We start from the raw sequence: 20,898 nt of genomic DNA, 5'->3' as shown, positions 1-20,898 counted from the left end.
GGGTGTAGCCATTGAAAAGAACAAAAGAAACGGGTGAAACCCATTTAGCGTCATAAAACAAACGCAAAAAATTAAATTAATGAACAAAAGAATTCAACATATATTTTTAGTCGGTCTGCTATTTTCTTCGACCGCAGTTTTTTCACAAATCAAAGATGAAACATTGATTTTGGACCGTAAACGCGAACCAGAAGTAAAGAAAATTGAGAAGAAGAAAACTTCTATCGAAGCGGAAAAAAACTATCCGCCCGAAGAAAAGTCTGCAAATCCGCCCGCTTACAATATCACGAATGTTCCGGCATCCTCTGACTTTAAAACTTCGCTGATTCAGGGAGAAGATATTTCGCCCAAATTTGAAGCAGAGAATCAGAACAACTATTTCCAGTTAGGAATGGGAAATTACGGGAAAATTTTAGCTGATGGATTAATTTCAACCACTTTAGAAAACGATATGGAAGTTGGTGCAGATGTACATTTCCTTTCAACCAATGGTTTGAAAAAAGTGTATGATTGGGATTCAAAACAAAGTTCCGCGAATGTTGGGGCGTTTTTAAATTCTTACGGAGAATTAGGAAAGTTCAGTGTGAATGCTGATTACGGTTTAAACGACTATAATTATTATGGGATTTATGCTTTGACGCCGTCATTTTCAAATGTTGATTTACAGCAGAAAACAAATCGTTTTAAAGTCAATGGATATTATGATTTCTATTCGAACGAAATACTGAATGATGTCCGACTTAAATCTTCTTTCTTGAGTGATCATTTTGGTGCGAAGGAAAGTCAGGCTGAAGTTTTAGTGAATCTTTCTAAACATGGCGTAGAATTTCCAAGTATGGATGATATTCGTTTTAATGCTGATTTTGGAATTAATTTAGAGACTGTAAAATCAGAATTTGATTTGCTCGATAAAAATTCTTCCCAATTTTTGAATGCTACTTTAGCACCTAAAATGACTTTTTTTAAAGGCGATTCTTATTTGATGATCGGTTCAGATTTTTCATTTTTAAATGCTAAAAATTCAAATTTACTTTTAACAGACCAACAGAAAAATAATAAAACGTATTGGTTTCCAAAAGCAGAAGTCCAGTTTGCAGCTGCGGATGAATTCAAATTTTATGGTGGAATTACAGGCGGTTTGCATTTGAATTCTTACGCTAATTTACTGGAGCAGAATCCATATTTGGTTTCAGATCAGGAATTACGTGCAACAGAGACGAAATATAAATTCTACTTTGGATTGCGTGGTGATATTGACCAGCAAATTAAATACGATTTCAGTGCAGGTTTTGGAAAGATGAATGATATTCTTTTCTTTAAGGCCAATGATTTATTTAATTACGATGTCGATTATAACCGTCCGGCTTATGATTTTGCGAATACCTTCTCTTCCGTTTACGATAATGGAACGGTGAGTGAAGCAAAAGCGAGTATTCAGTATTTCCCACTAGCAAATCTTTCTTTGGATGCTGAAGTTAATTTTGAAAAATATAACTTAGATACCAATGATGACATTTACAACAAACCTCTAATAAAAGCGAGTTTAGGTGGTAAATATTCGATGTTGGACAAAAAATTGAACGTGGGTGCGAAAGCAATATTTGGTTCGGATCAAACAACCAATTCATTTGAAGTGAATAATGATGGTTTTAATCCCAATAGTTTTATCTCCACTCAGAACACAAATGACAAAGTTGGTGGATTTGCTGATTTAAATTTGTCTGCAGAGTACAAAGTTCACAAAAATTTCAGTATTTTCGCACTCGGAAATAATTTACTCAACACCCAGTATCAAACTTACAAAGGTTATAAAGTTTTGGGAGCACAGATTTTGGGAGGTGTGAAGATTAGTTTCTAAATATAAGCAATGAGTAATAAATAATGAGTAATTTAAGATTGCTTATTAATGGTTATTCATTTAAGAAATGGCTGCGTAGTTCAACTGGATAGAATATCAGATTTCGGCTCTGATGGTTGCAGGTTCGAACCCTGCCGCGGTCACCACAAAAGGATAAAATTAGTTTTTTATCCTTTTCTGTTTTTTAGTTAGAGTTAAAAACTAAATGATTATAATAATTATGTAGTAATATCGGATATTTACCTTTTAAAATATCACAATAAAATGGAGTATTTTGTATATGTTTTAAAGAGTCAGAAAGATGGAAGGCTGTATAAAGGTCAAACATCAGATCTTAATGAACGGGTAAAACAACATAATTCTGGCAAAACAAAATCGACTAAAGGTTTTATGCCTTGGGAATTGGTTTATTTCGAAACATTTCAAACAAGAGAAGAAGCAGTTCTTCGTGAAAAGTATTTAAAGACAGGAAGCGGAAGAGAGTTTTTAAAGAAGATATTAGGTTATTGAATTTATTACCAATGAGCTAAATGATATTAATAAATGGGAAATATCAGACCTGCCTGCCGGCAGGCAGGTTTCGGCTCTGATGGTTGCAGGTTCGAACCCTGCCGCGGTCACCACAAAAGGATAAAATTAGTTTTTTATCCTTTTTTGTATTTAGGTTGAAAAGAGTTTTAAACTTAAGAAAGAATATTCTCAGATCTAGCAATAAAAATAACGGCAAAGCGTATTGAAGCTTTGCCGTTTTTTACTTTGATTAAATCTCAGAATCGATTTAATCTTCTATATAATTGATGTGTTTCTATTAATCCGAAATTTAGTTGTTCGTCACAGCAAGCTGAACTTCAATATTATTTCGGGTGGCGTTGGAGTAAGGACAAACTTGATGCGCTTGTTCTACCAATGATTGAGCTTCTTCTAAAGAAACGCCCGGAACATTAACATCTAATTCCACAGCTAGGCCGAAACCGCCGTTTTCAAGTTGACCGATGCTCACTTTTGCAGTTACTGTAGTTTCTCCTGTTTCCATCTTTGATCTTTTAATAACCAAATTCAAAGCGCTATCAAAACAAGCTGAATAACCTGCTGCAAAAAGCATTTCTGGGTTTGTAAAGTCATCGCTGCCTCCACCTAAAGCTTTTGGAGTTCTTACATCCAATTCTAAAATTCCGTTTTCACTTTTAACGTGCCCGTCTCTTCCTCCTTTTGCTGTTACGCTTGTTGTATATAATATTTTCATTTCTTATTTTTTATTTTCTATGATGTTTAATATTTTATCGACGGTCGATTTAAGTCCCACCAGATCATCTTCTGATAGATTGAGTTTCTCCGCCATTTTACCCGGAATTGCACAGGATAATTTCTGCAGATCTCGCCCAACTTCCGTTAAAAAAACCTGTACGACGCGTTCATCTTCTTTTTTTCTTTTTCTTTCTAAATAGGATTTGGCTTCTAATCTTTTTAATAAAGGAGTCAAAGTTCCACTGTCAAGAAATAATTTTTCACCAATTTGATTAACGGTCAATCCTTCATTTTCCCAAAGTACCATCATCACCAGATACTGAGAATAGGTAATATCTAATTCTTCTAAAAACGGACGGTACATTCCCGTAATTTCTTTCGATATTACATAAAGCGGGAAACATATTTGATTGTCTAATTTGGGAGTATCTTGATTGTCCATCATTTAAAATCAACTGATTAATTGAAATAATTATTTACTGATAATAAATTCCTCCATCGGAATTCTTACTTTTTTCATATGAGACAAATAATCTTTTTCCAGATCTCTGTACCCAAGATATAGCAAGGTTACACTCTTTAGACCTAGTTCTTTCAAGCCTAACATTTCATCTACCACTTCATTGCTGAAACCTTCAGCTGGTGTGCTGTCAATCTTCAATTCCGCAGCTTGTGCCATGGCTAAACCTAATGCGATGTATGTTTGACGAGCGGTGTGTGCAAAATGTTCATCAGCAGTCTGACCGTTGTACAAAGTTTTAATTTGATCTGTATAACTTCCGAAGCGACCTCTTGGCAACTCTCTTACATCGGTGTGATGATCGTAAACTTTATCGATCTTCGCATCTGAATAACTATCCCAAGCGGCAAAAACCAAAACTTGTGAACAATCCTTCATGACTTCGGGATTTAAAGCACCTTTGATCATCTGCTCTTTTAATTCTTGATTTTCAACAACAATTACTCTGAAAGGTTGCAGTCCCGAAGAAGTTGGAGCCAATCTCGCTGCTTCTAGTATTTTATTAAGATCTTCTTGTGAAACTTTTTTTGAGGAGTCATACGCTTTTACAGCGTGTCTCCATTTTAAATCTTCTATTAATGACATCTTCTTTTATTTTAATTGATCTAATTTGAATTGCAAAGATAGTAAACAATTAAATTGTACGCAATTTAATTGCGTATTATTTTAAATTTTATCAATTATACGGAAGAAAAAAATTGAACATTTGAAAATAAGTACGTTTTAATTAAAGACCAATATCCTATCTACCAGTCATTTCCTGGAGAATTCAAAACACTTTCTAAAATAGGTTTATTAACCCCCACTTTCATCTAATTAAATTTCTAAATTTGCCTACACACAAATGATATGAAAAAACTTTACTTTTTTCTGATTGCCCTATGCGGTATTCAGGCCTTTTCGCAGATTGCCATAACGAGAGATAATACTTTTGGAAACAACGGTAATTACACGACAAGCTTTAGCGCTACTCAACAGATTCTTCACAGCAACACCATTATCTTAGCTGATCATTCTATCTTACAGATTGTAATCTTAGCCGATAACAACTATATTTTTAAGCTAAAACCAAATGGAACTTTAGATGCCACCTTCGCCAATAATGGAAAGTTAGAATTAGGCGTCAATAATGTGATGAATGCTGTTTTACAAAACGATAAAATCATCGTTTATTTCGGTTCGAAATCTGTGGATTACAGCGATTACACCGATTCAAAGATTGTACGGTATAATAGTAATGGAACCTTGGACACTACTTTTGGAACGAACGGTATTTTAAATGAAGTTACAGAAAGCACAGACCCACAAGCATTGAGCGTTTTAGTTTTGAAAGATCAAAGCTTATTGGTAACTAACTCCGCCGAAACTTATCCTAAAAAATTTACAAGCAATGGACAACTTGATTCCGCTGCCGGCAATAACGGGATCATCCAATATAATTATCATTTCCCGATCGGGCAGTTTCCAAATGGGAAAATCGCTACTTGTGATGTGAGTTCGACGTCATCCTCGCTATTTTCATTCTTTGATTTAAATTCTTTGTCTACCAATACGGTCATTGATTTAAATAATCATTCCTGCCATCAAAACAACGGCTTCACCATTCAGAATAAGACCAATGTGTCGACAAGAACAACAAAAGATGGTTTGGTTTACTCCGTATTTAACTATACTAATTATCCACTACCCAATTTTAGCAGATTGATCGTCATGAAAAATGAACAATTAGATTCGCAGTTTAATGGAGCTGGTTTTGCAACTTCTGAAGATGGGGAAAACTTTTTGGACGCTGGTTTTTCGAACAACCTATTTATCGTTTTAAATGAGAAAGGAAATCAAAAAGCATTGAATGCCTACTCCACTGCAGGAATCTCTTTAAACATCAATAATGTCCGAGATTTCAGTTTGAACTCTGGCCATGAAATTGAAGTGAAAGATAATTACATTTTAATAAAATCATTGTTGCAGGATGAAAACCAAAACGTGGTGAACGTAAAAATTGTAAAGTTTCTCATCACCGATGGAAGATTAGCAACCAGCAATAATCCTTTGAAACAAATTAAAGTTGAGAATCCGGTAAAAGATTTTTTAAATATTAAGAATGCTGAAAACGCAGTTCAATTTGACCTTTACGATATGAATGGTAGAATGATCTTAACTTCTACAAGTCCAAAAAGCATTAACACGAGTAATCTTTCAAAAGGAATTTATATTCTGAAAATTAATTTAAAAAATGGAGAGGTCTTTTCGCAAAAACTCATTAAGAATTAATCAATACGATTTCCATGAAAAAACCGTCTGAAATATTCAGACGGTTTTTTTGATATTTAAAAGAAAACTTCTTATTATCCTAACTTTTTAGCATCAGCTACAAATTGTGCTAAGCCTTTATCAGTCAAAGGATGATTCAATAAGTTAAGAATCGAATCCAGTGGTGACGTAATAACATCTGCACCGATTTTTGCACAGTTGATGATATGCATCGGCGAACGAATAGACGCTGCCAGGATTTCTGTTTCAAACATGTAGTTATCAAAAATAATTCTGATCTCTTCGATTAAATTCATTCCGTCAACAGAAATATCATCTAATCTTCCCAAGAACGGAGAAACGTAATTAGCACCAGCTTTCGCCGCCAATAAAGCTTGACCAGCTGAGAAAATCAAAGTACAGTTGGTTTTAATTCCTTTATTAGAAAAGTATTTTAAGGCTTTGATACCATCTTTGATCATCGGGATTTTCACCACGATATTAGGATGAATTGCTGCTAATTCTTCACCTTCCTTGATCATTTCTTCATAAGTAGTACTAAGAACTTCGGCAGAAATATCGCCATCAGCAATTTCGCAAATGGTTTTGTAATGGTTCAGAATTGCTTCTTTTCCACTAATTCCTTCTTTAGCCATTAACGATGGATTGGTGGTAACTCCATCTAAAATTCCTAAATCCTGCGCTTCTTTAATTTGCTCCAGATTAGCCGTGTCGATAAAAAATTTCATATTACTTTTTGTTTTTGCAAAGATAAGATTTTCGAATTCAACTAAAAAGTTTTATAAAAGACAAAAATAAAAATATCGCTCAAAGTCAATGTTACTTTGCATTAGAAATCTTTTTCTAATTTCTATTTTTCATTAAGATCCAGCCTTGTCGCTGTTCAGCTTTGAGCGAAACCGGATCATACCAGGAAACGACATACCAATACGTAGAAGTCGGTAAAGCTCTATTATTATGTTTTCCGTCCCATTCATTTTTACTTGGAGTATTGGATTCAAAAACTTTGGCTCCATTTCTGTCTGCAATGACAATAGAAACCTGCTCCATTCTGTCTAAATTTTCGATTCTCCAAACATCATTAATTCCATCTGCATTTGGACTGAAAGCATTATTAATTTTAATAAAATAAACCGTTTTTGGTGGCCCAATACAAGCAGTTGCCGATTCTACCTGAATCACATATGAACTGCCAGTCGGATTAAATAAAATATTGGAAGATTGTGGAACTCCATTGAAATAATATAAATACGGTTTCACGCCACCTTCAGCAATCACCTCAATCGAATTGTTGGTTTGATTAATCACCTGAATTTTGGGTTGGTTTTCATCAGAAATACTGAAATTATGCGTGTAAGTACAGTTATTAGAATTCATCAATTCAACCGAATAAGTTCCAGCATTTGTGAAAGAGGCAGTCCGCGTAGTTTCACCTGTACTCCATTTCCACGAAGTGTTTTCTGAGCCGGCATCAATCACCAAAGTATCACCGTAACAAATAAAATATTTGTCAAGCAACGTGGTAGATTTAGTTGGCGTGTTTACTTTTAAATTAATTTTCGCTGTAGATGGACAGAATCCAGGAATCGTAATCCGAACATAAACAGTTTGCTCAAAAGCAGTTTCATTGGTATAATTTGAATTGATGGATTGCGTAAGATTGGCATCTTTAAAATATTCAAAAACCGCAAAAGCATCATTGGTAAATACCGATTTTTTTGAATCCAAATTAAAGGAAGTTTTACCATCGAAGTCTGTATCACACAGAGTATAATCAGTTTCTGTTACATTTAAAGCGGAACTTACACCCTGCACAAAGGTAAGTAGTTGCGGATCTGAAATACATCCTGTTGCATTATCCTTTATTAAGTAATTCACGGTTAAAGGCAAGGTTGACAAATTGAAATTTGCTGGCAATGGATTTCCCGAAAGATCGGTAAATGCATAATTCGCGGAATTATTAATTACTTCATTTTTAAAGTTTTGAAGCGAATAATTAAGTTCTGAACACACTTTGATCTCTCCTTTTACTGCCGCAGGTTTTGGATAATATCCTAAATCAAAGAGTACAATATCACTGCACGAAATATTATAAATCACCTTAATGTATGGTGTCATACCAAGAACACTGGCGTCATATTGACTCACCTCTGCATTTGAAAGCAATACATTGGAGCCCGAATAATATTCAAGTTTTACATTAATGCCTGGACCTGCATTGGTTATCGTACTTGGATCCTGACTTAAATTGAAAACAGGATTTCCCAGACAGTTTTTAAGGGAGATCGGATTTGAAACTTGCAACCTCGGTTTATTATAGACTCTTAATAAAATATCATTTGAAATTGAAAAACAGCTAGGATCTGCCCTATCAATCACTTTAGCGTAAATTTCATAATCACCATTGATGGCAGACCAAAAATAACCTGACAAATTAAGATTTGCACCTGCAACCGGACCAGCCACGGGAACTATTTCTTGATTGGTTGATTTAGAATAAAACTTAATATCATATTGATTGCTTGGATCAAGTGTAGCTTTGAGAAGGTTAAAATCAAAACGATTCGCATTGGTATCGTTACCAGCACATCTCTCCTGCCCCGGAACACTGGGCAAAGTCACCGTAGCACCTAAAACAAAATTAACTACGGTATTGGTAGAACAGTTTGCCGCACTCGTTTTTACATTGACTGATCTGGTAACATCAATGGCATCTCTATCTGCGATCGATCCATCATCAACATAAGTATAGTAATACGCATACGCAAGTGGATAAGCTGGATTTTGAAAACCCGCTCTCAAATTATAATTCGTAACCGAAGCACACAGGGAAATAGTTTTGGTTGGTGGCATGCTCAAATAATAGAGTGTCAATCCGCCCTCATAACAGGTGTAAGTTCCCGTAATTTCCTGCACCGCGAATCTCAAATTAAGTTCAGTATTGGCTGGCACTACAAAATTTGCAGCATCAGCGTCAGAAACTACTCCTGCATTGGTATAAAATAAAATTTTATACGGTTCCAAACCAGAAGCCGCATTATATTTAGGATAAAATTGATCGTATAAATTAATGGTTTTCGAAGCAGGACTTGATAAAGTATTATCAGTTAAACAATAACTATTCTTCACCAGATCCGGAAATCTTTGCTTGCTGAAATTTAAGCGGTTACTCTCATTGGACCCGGCACAAAGCGTAGAACCATCTAAATTCGAAATTTTAACATAGTAATCTCCAATAGTACTTCCTTTCCTGTGAAGCGATAAATTACGACCGGATCCCACAGGTGAAGTTTCACCGACTCTGTACCAGGTGTAAAGTAAATTAGAATCAAACGTGGCATCATTAACCTTCATATCATAAGCGCAATTAAGCGTCCCTTCTATGATTGGAGTAATAATTTTTTTAAACTTTACTTGATCGGTCGCAATGATCGAGGCATCTTCCAAATAAGTAACTTCTACTTTTAAAACATCATTATTGGCTGGTGCAAAGTTATTTAAGGTATCCGAATTCGTTCCCACCGGATTACCGTTATTCGTCCATTTAAAAACGGGTGTCAAATTTTGATTGGGTGTAAAAAGCCAGGCTTTACCTTCACTTGTCCAGGGACCATTATTATAATCCTGTCCACTAGTGCTATGATCAGGAACTTTAGATTTAGTAGCGTCGTCATTTTGGATTCCCAGGATTGCATTATAATTGACTTCGGATTTGTCATTAACATAAATGACCACTCTACCATCCTCTAAAAGCAACACATTGCTGTTATATCTGGCGCTTGAAATACCACCAAGCCCATCAGTTCTAATCTGATTTTGAAAAGAAACCATTAAACCATTGACGCCGTCAACAACGACATTTTTGTATAAATACGCTACCGAACCATTCGCAGATTTGGGAACAAGATCAGTGTATCCAAAAAATATTTGCGCTAAATTTAATTCCTGCGTTTGACTACCGCTGAAAACTTTATTATAGTCGGTAGAAGGCAATTTGGTGTAACTATTATAACCTGTCACTCCGCTGAAAGTCCGGTCGGTATAAATGGCATTGTTTTTAAGATTTTCTAATACTGGATCATTCGTAAAAACCAAACGGCCATTACTTCCCATAACGACCTTAGTATAGGTTTTTCCATAAAAGCTAAAACTAAATCCAATGGGAAAAGCTTCACTGAACTTATTGCTACCCGAAGAAGGAAAGATAATTGGCGTTGATCCTGCCGAAAATCCGTAACCAGCAGGACTAACTCCTGTATATGCATAATCCCCAGTAGAACTCGCAACCGCATCAACTTTTAAATTAAATTGTTCGCCAGTGCAAAAATTCTGTTCGTTCGGATATACGCTGTTATTGTCGGGATTATGGAGCTGAACAGACTGTCCGTAGCCAAGGATGAATAAACAGAAAGACACTAAAAAATAAAACTTCTTCATCAAATCATTTTTTTTCAAAAATACGTTATTTATTAAAACATATTTTCGACCTATTTTAGTATAAATGTTATGAAAAATTAACTTTTTTAAAATTTTCTGTTACATTTGTGTAAATTAAAGATTTACGATGAACCAACTATTCAGAAGAAAACAATATTCAGCAAGCGAAAAACCCTCTGGATTACTGCGTGTTTTAGGCGTTTGGGATATCGTATTTTTCGGTATTGCTGCCATTATCGGGGCCGGAAGTTTTAGCTCTTTGGGAGAAGCCGTATTTCGTGGCGGTCCCGGAGTGATCATTTTATACATCATTTGTGGTTTTGCCTGTGGCTTTACAGCGTTGTGTTATGCGGAGTTTGCAAGTCGTATTCCGACCGCAGGTTCGGCTTACACTTACGCTTATGCAAGTTTTGGTGAACTCATTGCCTGGATTATCGGTTGGGCATTGATCATGGAATATTCTTTTGGAAACATTTACGTTGCGTTTTCGTGGTCAGATTACTTCACCAGTTTTATGGGAAGAATCGGAGTTCATATCCCAGAATTTTTAACCTGTAGTTATCCTGAAGCTAAAAAAGCCTTCTTTGGTACGTCTGAAAATCAAGAACTTTTGAATGCCTGGAAAAATGCGCCCATCGTTGGAAACCTAAAGATCATTTTAGATCTCCCAGCTTTAGTAATCAACGGATTAATTACCTGGTTGGTTTACCGTGGCGTTCGTGAAAGTAAAAACTTCAACAATGTTTTGGTTTTAATGAAATTGGCGGTTATTGTTTTAATCATTTTAGTAGGAGTCGCCTATGTAAATGTAGATAACTGGATGCCGATCAATCCAACAACACAGGTTGCGTCTTTTATGCCTAATGGATTTACGGGAGTGATGACGGCTGTGTCAGGCGTTTTCTTTGCCTACATCGGTTTTGATGCTTTGAGTGTCTTGTCTGAAGAAACCAAAGATCCACAAAAAAATCTACCACGCGGAATGATCATATCTCTTGTTTTATGCACCGTGATTTATATTATTCTCACTTTGGTTCTAACGGGAATGGTTGATTATAGAAAGTTTGATGGCGTTGGTGACCCACTCGCTTTCATCTTTGAAAAATCAAATGCCAATCTTCCTTGGATGGAACTAACGGTTTCTTTTGTTGCGATTATTGCAATCACCACCGTATTATTAGTTTTCCAAATGGGACAACCGAGAATCTGGTATGCAATGAGCCGTGACGGATTGATGCCAAAGAAATTCATGACCATTCACCCAAAATACAATACTCCGTCTTATGCAACCGTCATCACTGGAATCGTAGTCGGAATCCCAATTTTATTTACCGATAAATCTTTCATTTTAGACTTTACCAGTATCGGAACTATTTTCGCTTTCGTACTGGTTTGTGGTGGAGTGCTTTTGCTTCCTGCCAAGAAAAAATTGCCTGGTAGATTTCATATGCCTTATATCAATTCCAAAATTATATTCCCGATTATTTTCTTGGGAGGATTAGCATTTTTCTACTTTTGGCAACCTACCTTTTTCCAAAATTTAATGGATTGGAGAGATCCCGCCGAAGGTGAATTCAGAATCTCGATGTTCTTTTTCATCGTCATTAATCTGATTCTTTGTGTTCTGGCTTTTGTTAAAAATTTATCGCTGATCCCATTGATGGGCTTAAGTTCTTGTCTTTATCTTTTAACAGGAATGACGCATAACAACTGGTTCTGGTTCGCCGTTTGGTTTGCCATCGGATTGGTGATTTATTTCTCGTATGGGTATAGAAACAGCAAATTGCAAAAAGAACTAAATGGAGATCTAGATTAGAATTACTTTCTAACTCAGCAAAACTTTTCTTAAAACTTTAGCATTTAATTAATCATAAAAAAATCCGTCTCGTTATACAACAAGACGGATTTTTATTCAACTGAATATCTTAGTTAATATAAATCTGTTTATAATATTCATCTGCCATTCGGTCAGAATTAAAGGCAACTTTCACATCATCCATCGCGTTATGCTGTACTTGACGCCATTCATCCGGACGGTCATAATACATTGGAATAATTTCGTTTTCTAAAATTTCATACAATTTATTAAGGTCATAATTATCCTGATCATAAACGCTCATGTTGTCGTAATCTGCTTTTGGAACCACGAAAGAGTTTTCACCATGTTTCGCAAACTCAGGAATCCAACCATCGTCGGTGGATAAGTTGACGGAACCGTTCATCGCGGCACTCATTCCAGATGTTCCAGACGCTTCTCTTGGAACTCTTGGATTGTTTAACCATAAGTCAGAACCTTGCTTCATTGATTTACTCAACGCCAATTCATAACCGGTAAGAACTGCTACGTTTTTATAATTCTTGCTGGCTTCTACCAAACCATTAAAGGTAGAAATCGCCGCATAATCCATTGGATATGGTTTTCCTGCCCAAACAATCTGAACTGGATATTTCGGATTATTCAGCAATCTTTCAAATCGTTCTTTGTCATGAAGCAATAGATCTGCTCTTTTATAACCTGCAAATCTTCTTGCCCAAACAATCGTAAACACATTTGAATCAAATAAGTTCCCCGTTTGATCAGCTACGATTTTGAAAAACCTTTTCTTTAAATGTTTCTTTCTGAAATCAAATAAAGTAGCATCGTCTTCATCTTTCGACTGGTACAAAGGTTTGTCTGCCCAATACTTATATTCCTGTGCGTTGGTAATTGCTTTAATTTCACAGATACGGGAATATTTACTCCACATTTGATTCGATACCACTCCATGTAATTGCGAAACGCCATTGGCAATTCTCGCCATACGCAAAGCACAAAGCGAATGGTTAAAACGGTCATCTTCTACACCTTCAATCGACTTCACTTCATCAATTGACAAGCCTGAAAAGTAAGACATATCGTGACACATAAAAATATTGTGTTTCTCATTTCCTGCTTCTTCCGGAGTATGCGTGGTGAATACTAATTTCTCTTTCACTTTCGCTAAATCACCATCGAATTTTTTTAAGAGGTAAAATGCTGCGGGCAGTCCGTGTGCTTCATTTAAATGATAAACATCTCTTTCAAAATTCATCATGTCTAATAATTTCGCACCACCTTTTCCAAGTAAAATATATTGTGCGATTTTAGTAGATTCATTGGCATCGTACAAACGGTGACAAATTGTTTTTGAAATATGATCGTTTTCCGGAACGTCGGTTGATAAGAAAAACATCGGTGCTGTATGGAAAGTTTCTGGTGCCAGATAAAAAACCTTTACCCAGACTGGTGCAGAATGAATTTCAATTTGAAACTTAATGCCGGTATCTTCTAAAAAAGAATACATTTTTCGCGTCCAGGTCGGTTGTAAAGTCTGATCATGATTTCTGGCTTGATCGTAATAACCGAACTTCCATAAAATACCAATCCCTACTAAATCCTGTTTGAGATTAAAAGCACTTTTCATATGAGAACCGGCTAGAAAACCTAATCCTCCAGAGTATATTTTGAGGGCTTGATCAATGGCAAATTCCATTGAAAAGTAGGCCACTTTTTTTGAGTAAACGGGGTTGATGCTGTATGGCATCGAAAAGTTTTTAAAGTCCATTGTTATATATTAAAAATGAAGTGCAAATGTATTGATTTTAAGTTTTGTAGGAAATGTTTGCACCTTAATATTTAGAAATACTGTCTTATCTCATCTTAGCTTCATTCCGTTGTAATTGAAATAAAAAATCTTTATTTTATATTCTGAAACTGACAAATTCAATTTTGTTAATCTTAAGAATAATTTTTAAAAAGTTCAGATCGATTTTTGTAAATTTGAGTAGTTCTATTTCCTTTAAAAATTTCAAAATGAAAGATCTCTTCATCACAAGGTTTCAATACTATAAAGAACTGACTGAAAAAACATTCGATCAACTTTCGGAAGAACAGCTTTTTTGGAAATACAATGATGAAAGCAATTCCATCGGAACTTTGGTTAAACATTTATCCGGAAATATGCAATCTCGCTGGACCAATTTTCTAACGGAAGACGGCGAAAAAAGCTCGAGAAACCGCGATTCTGAATTTGAAAATGATATTCAGTCGAAAGCTGAAATGATGGAAATCTGGAACCAAGGTTGGCAAGTTTTATTTAACGCGTTAAATCAAATTAAAGAAGAAAACTGGAACGACGCGATTGCCATTTGCGGAGAAAAACACACTGTTTTAGATGCAGTTTTAAGACAGCTTGCGCATTATCCTTATCATATTGGCCAAATTGTTTTTATAGGCAAAATGCTGAAAAATGATAATTGGAAGACTTTATCCATCGCAAAAAATAAATCTATTCCTTTTGATATTGCGAAACTTAAAAGTCTCGAACCTTCTGAAATTCAGGAAAATGCTTCACCAGTTTGTTATGCGAAAAGCGATGAAGTTCGCGATGATTATAAAATTTAAGAATTCTGACATAAATCACTTCTGATAAAAGTCACCACCGTTTATAAAATCCTGTAGGTGGTTGTGACTAATTTTACACCATCAAACTAAAAGACATGAGAACAGATGGTGGAATGCAAAATCTCGAGCAGGTTTTAATAGATTTAAAAACGAAGAAGAGCTTAAGTTTCGAAGATGTTTGCGACTTGCTATTCACTTTTCAGTTCAAAGATTTCGATGAGCTTTTTCAAATATCGCCGTTAGAAGTTCCGAACGAAACTTTTATGAGAATTCCGGTTTACCATGATGAATTTGTAGCAGCGCTAAAGATTTGGGGAACCAATAACAATTCCGCGATCCGCGACCATTCTAATTACGACGCAAAAATTAAAGTCTTAAAAGGAAGTTTAACCGAAGTAAGTTATCGTGAAAATTCCAATTTTATCGAGTACGACTCCAAAGCGACGGCGAGAACTGGCGATTTATTAATGGAGCAACAAAGCGACATCAACTCCATCATCAACAATTCACAAGGAATTTCCGTCAGCATTCATGTTTACAGAACTCCAAAATTAAAGTTAGAAGGTGTTAGAATTTTTGATACCGAAAAACGCAGAATAGCGATTCTTTCTGCCGAAGCCAAAGCATGTTCGTGGAGCTTGCCCGAAAATAATTATCAAAAAATCATTCAAATATAAGATTACAAAATTTCATTTAAATTAAATTTTATTCATTGAAAAAATCACAACTCGTTGTGGTTTTTTTTTGACTTTCAAATGAAGATGTTAGAAAAAAAATAATCTTTAAATTTGCACCATTCAATTATGGAACACTTACACTCAAAAACCGCCGCTTTTCATACTTTAGGATGCAAACTTAATTTTGCAGAAACCTCAACGATTGCCCGCCAGCTTACTGGTGCTGGTTATCAGAAAGTCAGTTTTGATGAGCCAGCGCATGTTTACATTATCAACACCTGTTCGGTTACAGAAAATGCAGATCGGGAATGTAAGTTTCATGTAAAGCGCGCTATGAAAGCTAATCCCGATGGTTTGGTCGTTATTTTGGGTTGTTATGCACAATTAAAACCGGAAGAAATTTCGGCGATTACAGGAGTAGATTTGGTTTTAGGAGCAAAGGAGAAATTTAATATTTTAAGTTATCTCGATGATTTGGAAAAATCAGAAAGCCATGGAATTATTCATTCTTGCGAGATTGATGAAGCAGATTTCTTTATCGGAAGTTATTCTATTGGAGATCGAACACGCGCTTTTTTAAAAGTTCAGGATGGTTGCGATTATAAATGCACGTATTGCACGATTCCTTTGGCAAGAGGGATTTCCCGCTCCGACACCATAGAAAGTGTGGTTAAAAATGCAACTGAAATTTCACAAAAAGGAATTAAAGAAATCGTTCTGACAGGTGTAAATATTGGTGATTACGGTAAAGGTGAATTCGGAAATAAAAAACATGAACATACTTTTCTGGATTTAATTTCAGAATTGGATCAAATAGAAGGAATTGAAAGAATCCGTATTTCTTCGATCGAACCCAACTTATTAAAAAACGAAAGCATCGAATTGGTGGCGAGAAGCAAACGTTTTGTACCGCATTTTCATATTCCGTTACAAAGCGGAAGCGATGATTTATTGAAGAAAATGAAGCGCCGTTACATGAGCGGTTTGTATGCTGACCGAGTTGCAAAGATTCGGGAAGTGATGCCGGACTCCTGTATTGGAGTTGATGTAATTGTAGGTTTCCCTGGTGAAACGGAAGAAAAGTTTTTAGAAACTTATAACTTCCTGAACGAATTACCGATCTCCTATTTGCACGTGTTCACTTATTCTGAAAGAGAAAATACCGAAGCGGTAGAAATGAAGGGCGTAATTCCAATCCCTGAAAGAAAACGTAGAAATAAAATGTTGCGAATTCTTTCGGAGAAAAAGAAAATGGCGTTTTACCAAATCCAGTTAGGGAAAACACTTCCAGTATTGTGGGAACATGAAAACAAAAATGGGCTGATGTTCGGCTTTACCGAAAATTACGTGCGCGTTCAAAAACCTTTCGATATTAATTCCGTAAATGAAATTGAATATCTGAAACTCCATAAAATACAAAGCGACGGAACCGTTTCTGTGCTCGCCGCTTTTGAAAATTTTCTTGCGAAAGTTTAATTAATTCGTCACTGGTTGTGCTTCTCCTGTAGGCAGACTTTGAAATAAGTCAGGGAAAAACGCGAGCAATACGAAGTAAGAAATAATGGCAATTACAACTGCTGCAATTCCGATAATTACAATTGGTGCGGGTTTATTTTTCTTTGAAGGTTCCATAACTTTTATTTTTTATGTTCGGAATTACTTCAACAAAATTTAAACCGTTTTAGGTCGGACTTTCGGTTTGTGCTTGTACCATTTTCATTTCCGTAAAGCGAGGCTGCAAAATTTTCGCGATCAAACCAGTCCAGCCAGTCTGATGAGAAGCGCCTACTCCACGCCCATTATCTCCGTGGAAATATTCGTAAAATAAAATATAATCCTTGAAATCTTCATCTTCCTGAAATCTTGGATATTGTCCATTGAAAGGGCGTTTTCCGTTTTCATCTTCCAGGAAAATATTGGCCAGACGTTTGCCCAGAAACTCTGCAATTTCATTTAAATTTAAATAGGTTCCGCTTCCGGTTGGACATTCCACTTTAAAATCAGGACTGTAATAGAAGAAGAACCGTTGCAAACTTTCGATGATCAGAAAATTAATCGGAAACCAGATCGGTCCACGCCAGTTGCTGTTTCCGCCAAACATATAGCTGTCACTTTCTGCCGGAAGATATTTTACCGTGTAATCTGTACCGCCTAAATTAATTTTAAAAGGATTCTCTTCATATTCTTTTGATAAAGCCCGAACGCCGAAATCGCTCAGAAATTCAGTTTCATTCAACATTCTTTCTAATAGCTTTTTCAAGCGATGACCTCTTAGCAAAGAAAGCAAATGCTTAGAATCTTCTCCTTTCGTTTCCCAGTGCGAAACAAGAGAGGCGAGCTTTGGTTTATTTTTTAAAACCCAACTCATTCTTTCTTTGAACGCCGGTAATTTATCGAGCATTTCTTCATCGATCACCTCTACCGCAAACATTGGAATTAAGCCTACAATCGTGCGAATTCTCATGAACATACTGCTACAATCTTTCAGCTGTAAAGCATCGTAGAAAAACTCGTCCTGATCATCCCACAATGAAAAATCATTTTCACCCATATTGTCCAGCGCGTTGGCGATATGTAAAAAATGTTCAAAGAATTTGGTTGCTAAATCTTCATAGACTTTATTATACAGCGCCAGCTCCAACGCAATACGCATCATGTTTAAAGAAAACATCGCCATCCAACTTGTACCGTCTGCCTGCTCTAAATGCTCACCATAAGGCAACTTTTCATTTCGGTCAAAAATTCCAATATTGTCTAAACCCAAAAATCCACCTTCGAAAATATTATTACCGTTATTGTCCTTTTTATTAACCCACCAAGTGAAGTTCATCAATAGTTTTTGAAAAACGCCTTCCAGAAACTGAAGATCTGGTTTTCCTTTTTCTACCTCATCAATCTTAAAAACCCTAAAAGCCGCCCAAGCATGAACAGGCGGATTAACATCGCTGAAATCCCATTCATAAGCCGGAAGTTGACCATTGGGATGCATGAACCATTCAAGCGTTAATAATTTTAGTTGCTGCTTTGCAAAATCGGAGTCTAAAATGGCAAAACTTAAAGTATGAAAGGCCAAATCCCACGTTGCAAACCACGGATATTCCCACTTATCCGGCATCGAAATAATGTTCATGGAATTAAAATTTTCCCATTCTTCATTTCGAATACGTTTTCTGGATTTTGGCGGCGTAATCTCAGCGGGATCGCCTTCTAACCATTTTGCAATATTGTAGTGATAGAATTGTTTACTCCACAACATTCCAGCAAAAGCTTGTCGCTGAACTAACTTTTCGTCATCACTTTTAATGCCTTGTTGTAATTCTTTGTAAAACTCATCGGCTTCCGTTTTTCGAGTATTAAAAATTTCATCAAAATCTTCAAATGGCTGATTTAGATCCTGATCACACAATCTGAATTCAAAAACCTGAGTTTCTTTTGCCTGAATCATTTCCTCAATGACGAATGACGCTTTCGTTCCTTTCTTTTCGGGATTTACCGCGTTTTTATTTCCATTAATAATGAAATCGTTGATGCCATCTTTACAAAACTTTCCAGAATTTTTCGATTTAAATAAACGCTCGTTACTAGTTTCGTTATCGCAAAAAAGAACCTGATCCGCTTGTTTTGCGTACAGGTTTTTAATGGTCAATTTTTGGTGATCTATTTTAATTTGGTTAGAGTCAGAATCATTTAATTGAGGACGATAATCATCATAACCCCAACTCCAGGTATTTCTAAACCAAATTGTGGGCAAAAGAATAAGGGGTGCTTCAGTGGAAGATTTGTTGGTGACTGTTATTCTAATCAGAATATCTTCCTGTGAAGATTTCACATATTCAATGAAAATATCGAAGTATTCATTCTGATCAAAAATGCCTGTATCAATGAGTTCATATTCTGGATTAAGCTTTCCGGCTTCTGCATTTTTAGTAATTAAATCTTCATAAGGAAAAGCATTCTGTGGATATTTATAAAGCATCTTCATGTAAGAATGCGTGGGCGTATTGTCTAAATAATAGTAATATTCCTTCACATCTTCCCCATGATTTCCCTGACCGTTCGTAAGACCAAAGAAACGCTCCTTAACCATTTTGTCTTTTTTATTCCAAACGCCTAAAGAAAATGACAGCAGCTGTTCATCATCCGAGATCCCACAAATTCCTTCTTCGCCCCAACGGTAAGTTTTCGCTTCTGCAGTATCGTGGTTGGTGTAATTCCAGGCATCACCGTTTGCGCTGTAATCCTCACGAACTACGCCCCATTCCCGATTGCTGACATACGGACCCCATTTTTTCCAGGTAATATCGGGTAATCTTTTATTTTCTTCTGTCATCTTATTTGAATTTTAAGACCAATTAAAAATTTTGAAATCGAAAACGAATTTTTATACTTTGTGCGAACCGCGCCCCGACTTGAGTGGAGCTCATTTTTCTGTCTTTATTTTATTTAAACTATTTCTGCCTTTCAATGGAACTCGGTTCTTCAATATACACCAATCTTAATGACAGAAAAATAGCGGGAACGGAAGGCGGAAATAGGCGTCCAAATAATACTCAGCAAAAACGTCATCTGTTTTAAGATTTTATCACATTTCTAAAACAGAAACTTATCCGCCTGTAGAAAATGATTCGAATGTGGTCATGCCACCATCGATAAACATACTTGCGCCTGTAATGTAGTCCGCCATATCACTTGCTAAGAAAACCGCTAAGTTTCCGATATCTTCTGGCTGACCAATTCTGTTGTATGGAATTAAAGTGAGTAAAGAATTTAATTCTTCAGGAGTTTGCCACGCATTTTTATTGATCGAAGTTTGAATGGCACCCGGACAAATGGAGTTGACCCTGATCTTGTCAGCACCATATTCCTGCGCTAAAGTCTGCATCAACATTCTGATCGCACCTTTGCTCGACGCATAATTCGCATGTCCGGCCCACGGAATAATTTCGTGCACCGAAGAAATATGAATAATTTTTCCGCAGGCGACAGATCGGGATGGATCAATTCCCCGTCTTAGAAATTCTTTAATTGCTTCTCGGGCACAGAGAAATTGACCGTTTAGATTTACGCCTATCACAGCGTTCCATTGATCTAAAGTCATGTCCGTAAACTTTGCATCTTTTTGAATTCCCGCATTGTTCACCAAAATATCAACCGTTCCTAATTCTTTGACAACGTCCTGAAACATTTGGATCACTTCCTCTTCTTTGGAAACATCGCATTGATAAACAATCCCTTTTCCGCCCTGATCAGTAATTTCTTTTAAGACTGCTTTTGCTTTTTCGATGGAGTTTTCTGAGGGATAATTAATAACGACCGTAGCTCCAGATTCTGCCATTGATTTTGCGATTCCAGCTCCGATTCCACTCGAAGATCCTGTAATAATAGCGACCTGGTTTTTGAGAGAGATTTTCATGTAATGACTTTATTTTTAAACAAAGAGAAAGTATCACGCCAAAAGAAGCACTGC

At 36.1% G+C, this 20,898-nt stretch carries 16 protein-coding genes and 1 tRNA gene; 8 read left to right on the top strand and 9 right to left on the bottom strand.

Translation table 11 applies throughout. The annotated features are described in order from the left end of the window. Positions 1-79: 79 nt before the first annotated feature. The 3 genes from ACEYOS_RS14715 (at position 80) to ACEYOS_RS14705 (ending at position 2,368) form a co-directional block, all read left to right on the top strand. Positions 80-1,858: a TonB-dependent receptor gene (locus tag ACEYOS_RS14715; protein ID WP_373747932.1), complete on the top strand. Its 1,779-nt coding sequence runs from the start codon at positions 80-82 to the stop codon at positions 1,856-1,858. A 69-nt stretch (positions 1,859-1,927) separates the two neighbouring features. Beyond that, a tRNA-Arg gene (locus ACEYOS_RS14710) sits at positions 1,928-2,004 on the top strand. A 118-nt stretch (positions 2,005-2,122) separates the two neighbouring features. Then, entirely contained in the window at positions 2,123-2,368 is a 246-nt protein-coding gene (locus ACEYOS_RS14705) for a GIY-YIG nuclease family protein (RefSeq protein WP_373709516.1), read from the top strand. A 310-nt stretch (positions 2,369-2,678) separates the two neighbouring features. Here the strand turns inward: ACEYOS_RS14705 and ACEYOS_RS14700 are convergent, their stop codons facing one another. The 3 genes from ACEYOS_RS14700 to ACEYOS_RS14690 are packed head-to-tail and all read right to left on the bottom strand — an operon-like array spanning position 2,679 to position 4,208. Next, complete coding sequence (locus tag ACEYOS_RS14700) at positions 2,679-3,101, bottom strand: organic hydroperoxide resistance protein (RefSeq protein ID WP_373709515.1); 423 nt, start codon at positions 3,099-3,101, stop codon at positions 2,679-2,681. Positions 3,102-3,104: 3 nt separating this feature from the next. Further along, positions 3,105-3,545, bottom strand: coding sequence for a MarR family winged helix-turn-helix transcriptional regulator (locus ACEYOS_RS14695; protein ID WP_373709514.1), 441 nt, complete (start codon positions 3,543-3,545; stop codon positions 3,105-3,107). Positions 3,546-3,575: 30 nt separating this feature from the next. Next, on the bottom strand, positions 3,576-4,208 hold the full coding sequence (locus ACEYOS_RS14690; protein ID WP_373709513.1) for an NAD(P)H-dependent oxidoreductase: 633 nt from the start codon (positions 4,206-4,208) through the stop codon (positions 3,576-3,578). Positions 4,209-4,472: 264 nt separating this feature from the next. Between ACEYOS_RS14690 and ACEYOS_RS14685 the strand changes: the two genes are divergently transcribed. After that, entirely contained in the window at positions 4,473-5,894 is a 1,422-nt protein-coding gene (locus ACEYOS_RS14685) for a T9SS type A sorting domain-containing protein (RefSeq protein ID WP_373709512.1), read from the top strand. A 74-nt stretch (positions 5,895-5,968) separates the two neighbouring features. Here ACEYOS_RS14685 and fsa read toward each other — a convergent pair whose 3' ends face one another. Next, on the bottom strand, positions 5,969-6,622 hold the full coding sequence (fsa, locus tag ACEYOS_RS14680) for a fructose-6-phosphate aldolase (protein ID WP_373709511.1): 654 nt from the start codon (positions 6,620-6,622) through the stop codon (positions 5,969-5,971). Between the two features lie 115 nt (positions 6,623-6,737). Then, positions 6,738-10,331: a gliding motility-associated C-terminal domain-containing protein gene (locus ACEYOS_RS14675; RefSeq protein WP_373709510.1), complete on the bottom strand. Its 3,594-nt coding sequence runs from the start codon at positions 10,329-10,331 to the stop codon at positions 6,738-6,740. A gap of 127 nt (positions 10,332-10,458) precedes the next feature. Here ACEYOS_RS14675 and ACEYOS_RS14670 point away from each other — a divergent pair, with 127 nt between their 5' ends. Continuing rightward, the gene (locus tag ACEYOS_RS14670; protein WP_373709509.1) at positions 10,459-12,147 is read left to right on the top strand and encodes an APC family permease; all 1,689 of its coding nucleotides are present in this window, start codon (positions 10,459-10,461) and stop codon (positions 12,145-12,147) included. 109 nt (positions 12,148-12,256) lie between these two features. On the opposite strand, the gene glgP is transcribed toward ACEYOS_RS14670, so the two are convergent. Further along, complete coding sequence (glgP, locus tag ACEYOS_RS14665) at positions 12,257-13,915, bottom strand: alpha-glucan family phosphorylase (RefSeq protein ID WP_373709508.1); 1,659 nt, start codon at positions 13,913-13,915, stop codon at positions 12,257-12,259. A gap of 248 nt (positions 13,916-14,163) precedes the next feature. On the opposite strand from glgP, the gene ACEYOS_RS14660 reads away from it, so the two are divergent. From ACEYOS_RS14660 to mtaB, 3 genes are all read left to right on the top strand, one after another. Then, entirely contained in the window at positions 14,164-14,754 is a 591-nt protein-coding gene (locus tag ACEYOS_RS14660) for a DUF1572 family protein (RefSeq protein ID WP_373709507.1), read from the top strand. A gap of 95 nt (positions 14,755-14,849) precedes the next feature. Next, a complete protein-coding gene (locus ACEYOS_RS14655; protein WP_373709506.1) occupies positions 14,850-15,431 on the top strand; it encodes a hypothetical protein in 582 nt (193 codons plus the stop codon). Between the two features lie 126 nt (positions 15,432-15,557). Further along, positions 15,558-16,907 (top strand): tRNA (N(6)-L-threonylcarbamoyladenosine(37)-C(2))-methylthiotransferase MtaB, encoded by a 1,350-nt coding sequence (mtaB, locus tag ACEYOS_RS14650; protein ID WP_373739331.1) that lies wholly within the window; start codon positions 15,558-15,560, stop codon positions 16,905-16,907. On the opposite strand, the gene ACEYOS_RS14645 is transcribed toward mtaB, so the two are convergent. The 3 genes from ACEYOS_RS14645 to ACEYOS_RS14635 all read right to left on the bottom strand — a co-directional run bounded on the left by ACEYOS_RS14645 (position 16,908) and on the right by ACEYOS_RS14635 (position 20,844). Next, positions 16,908-17,063, bottom strand: a complete 156-nt coding sequence (locus ACEYOS_RS14645; RefSeq protein ID WP_373709504.1) for a hypothetical protein — start codon at positions 17,061-17,063, stop codon at positions 16,908-16,910. It abuts the gene before it with no gap. A gap of 49 nt (positions 17,064-17,112) precedes the next feature. Further along, positions 17,113-19,761 (bottom strand): glucosidase, encoded by a 2,649-nt coding sequence (locus tag ACEYOS_RS14640; protein ID WP_373709503.1) that lies wholly within the window; start codon positions 19,759-19,761, stop codon positions 17,113-17,115. Positions 19,762-20,034: 273 nt separating this feature from the next. After that, entirely contained in the window at positions 20,035-20,844 is an 810-nt protein-coding gene (locus ACEYOS_RS14635; RefSeq protein WP_373709502.1) for a glucose 1-dehydrogenase, read from the bottom strand. Positions 20,845-20,898: the final 54 nt, after the last annotated feature.

Origin of the sequence: Kaistella sp. (genome assembly GCF_041824135.1) — a bacterium.
In the GTDB taxonomy this organism is placed as follows: domain Bacteria; phylum Bacteroidota; class Bacteroidia; order Flavobacteriales; family Weeksellaceae; genus Kaistella.
Note: the sequence above shows the minus strand (reverse complement) of the source record. Positions and strands in the feature narration are given on the sequence as shown.

Excerpts from the sequence above, each read along its gene's own strand:
- ACEYOS_RS14715 (WP_373747932.1), top strand. The coding sequence starts at position 80 with ATGAACAAAAGAATTCAACATATATTTTTAGTCGGTCTGCTATTTTCT.
- ACEYOS_RS14705 (WP_373709516.1), top strand. The coding sequence starts at position 2,123 with ATGGAGTATTTTGTATATGTTTTAAAGAGTCAGAAAGATGGAAGGCTG.
- ACEYOS_RS14700 (WP_373709515.1), bottom strand. The coding sequence starts at position 3,101 with ATGAAAATATTATATACAACAAGCGTAACAGCAAAAGGAGGAAGAGAC.
- ACEYOS_RS14695 (WP_373709514.1), bottom strand. The coding sequence starts at position 3,545 with ATGGACAATCAAGATACTCCCAAATTAGACAATCAAATATGTTTCCCG.
- ACEYOS_RS14690 (WP_373709513.1), bottom strand. The coding sequence starts at position 4,208 with ATGTCATTAATAGAAGATTTAAAATGGAGACACGCTGTAAAAGCGTAT.
- ACEYOS_RS14685 (WP_373709512.1), top strand. The coding sequence starts at position 4,473 with ATGAAAAAACTTTACTTTTTTCTGATTGCCCTATGCGGTATTCAGGCC.
- fsa (WP_373709511.1), bottom strand. The coding sequence starts at position 6,622 with ATGAAATTTTTTATCGACACGGCTAATCTGGAGCAAATTAAAGAAGCG.
- ACEYOS_RS14675 (WP_373709510.1), bottom strand. The coding sequence starts at position 10,331 with ATGAAGAAGTTTTATTTTTTAGTGTCTTTCTGTTTATTCATCCTTGGC.
- ACEYOS_RS14670 (WP_373709509.1), top strand. The coding sequence starts at position 10,459 with ATGAACCAACTATTCAGAAGAAAACAATATTCAGCAAGCGAAAAACCC.
- glgP (WP_373709508.1), bottom strand. The coding sequence starts at position 13,915 with ATGGACTTTAAAAACTTTTCGATGCCATACAGCATCAACCCCGTTTAC.
- ACEYOS_RS14660 (WP_373709507.1), top strand. The coding sequence starts at position 14,164 with ATGAAAGATCTCTTCATCACAAGGTTTCAATACTATAAAGAACTGACT.
- ACEYOS_RS14655 (WP_373709506.1), top strand. The coding sequence starts at position 14,850 with ATGAGAACAGATGGTGGAATGCAAAATCTCGAGCAGGTTTTAATAGAT.
- mtaB (WP_373739331.1), top strand. The coding sequence starts at position 15,558 with ATGGAACACTTACACTCAAAAACCGCCGCTTTTCATACTTTAGGATGC.
- ACEYOS_RS14645 (WP_373709504.1), bottom strand. The coding sequence starts at position 17,063 with ATGGAACCTTCAAAGAAAAATAAACCCGCACCAATTGTAATTATCGGA.
- ACEYOS_RS14640 (WP_373709503.1), bottom strand. The coding sequence starts at position 19,761 with ATGACAGAAGAAAATAAAAGATTACCCGATATTACCTGGAAAAAATGG.
- ACEYOS_RS14635 (WP_373709502.1), bottom strand. The coding sequence starts at position 20,844 with ATGAAAATCTCTCTCAAAAACCAGGTCGCTATTATTACAGGATCTTCG.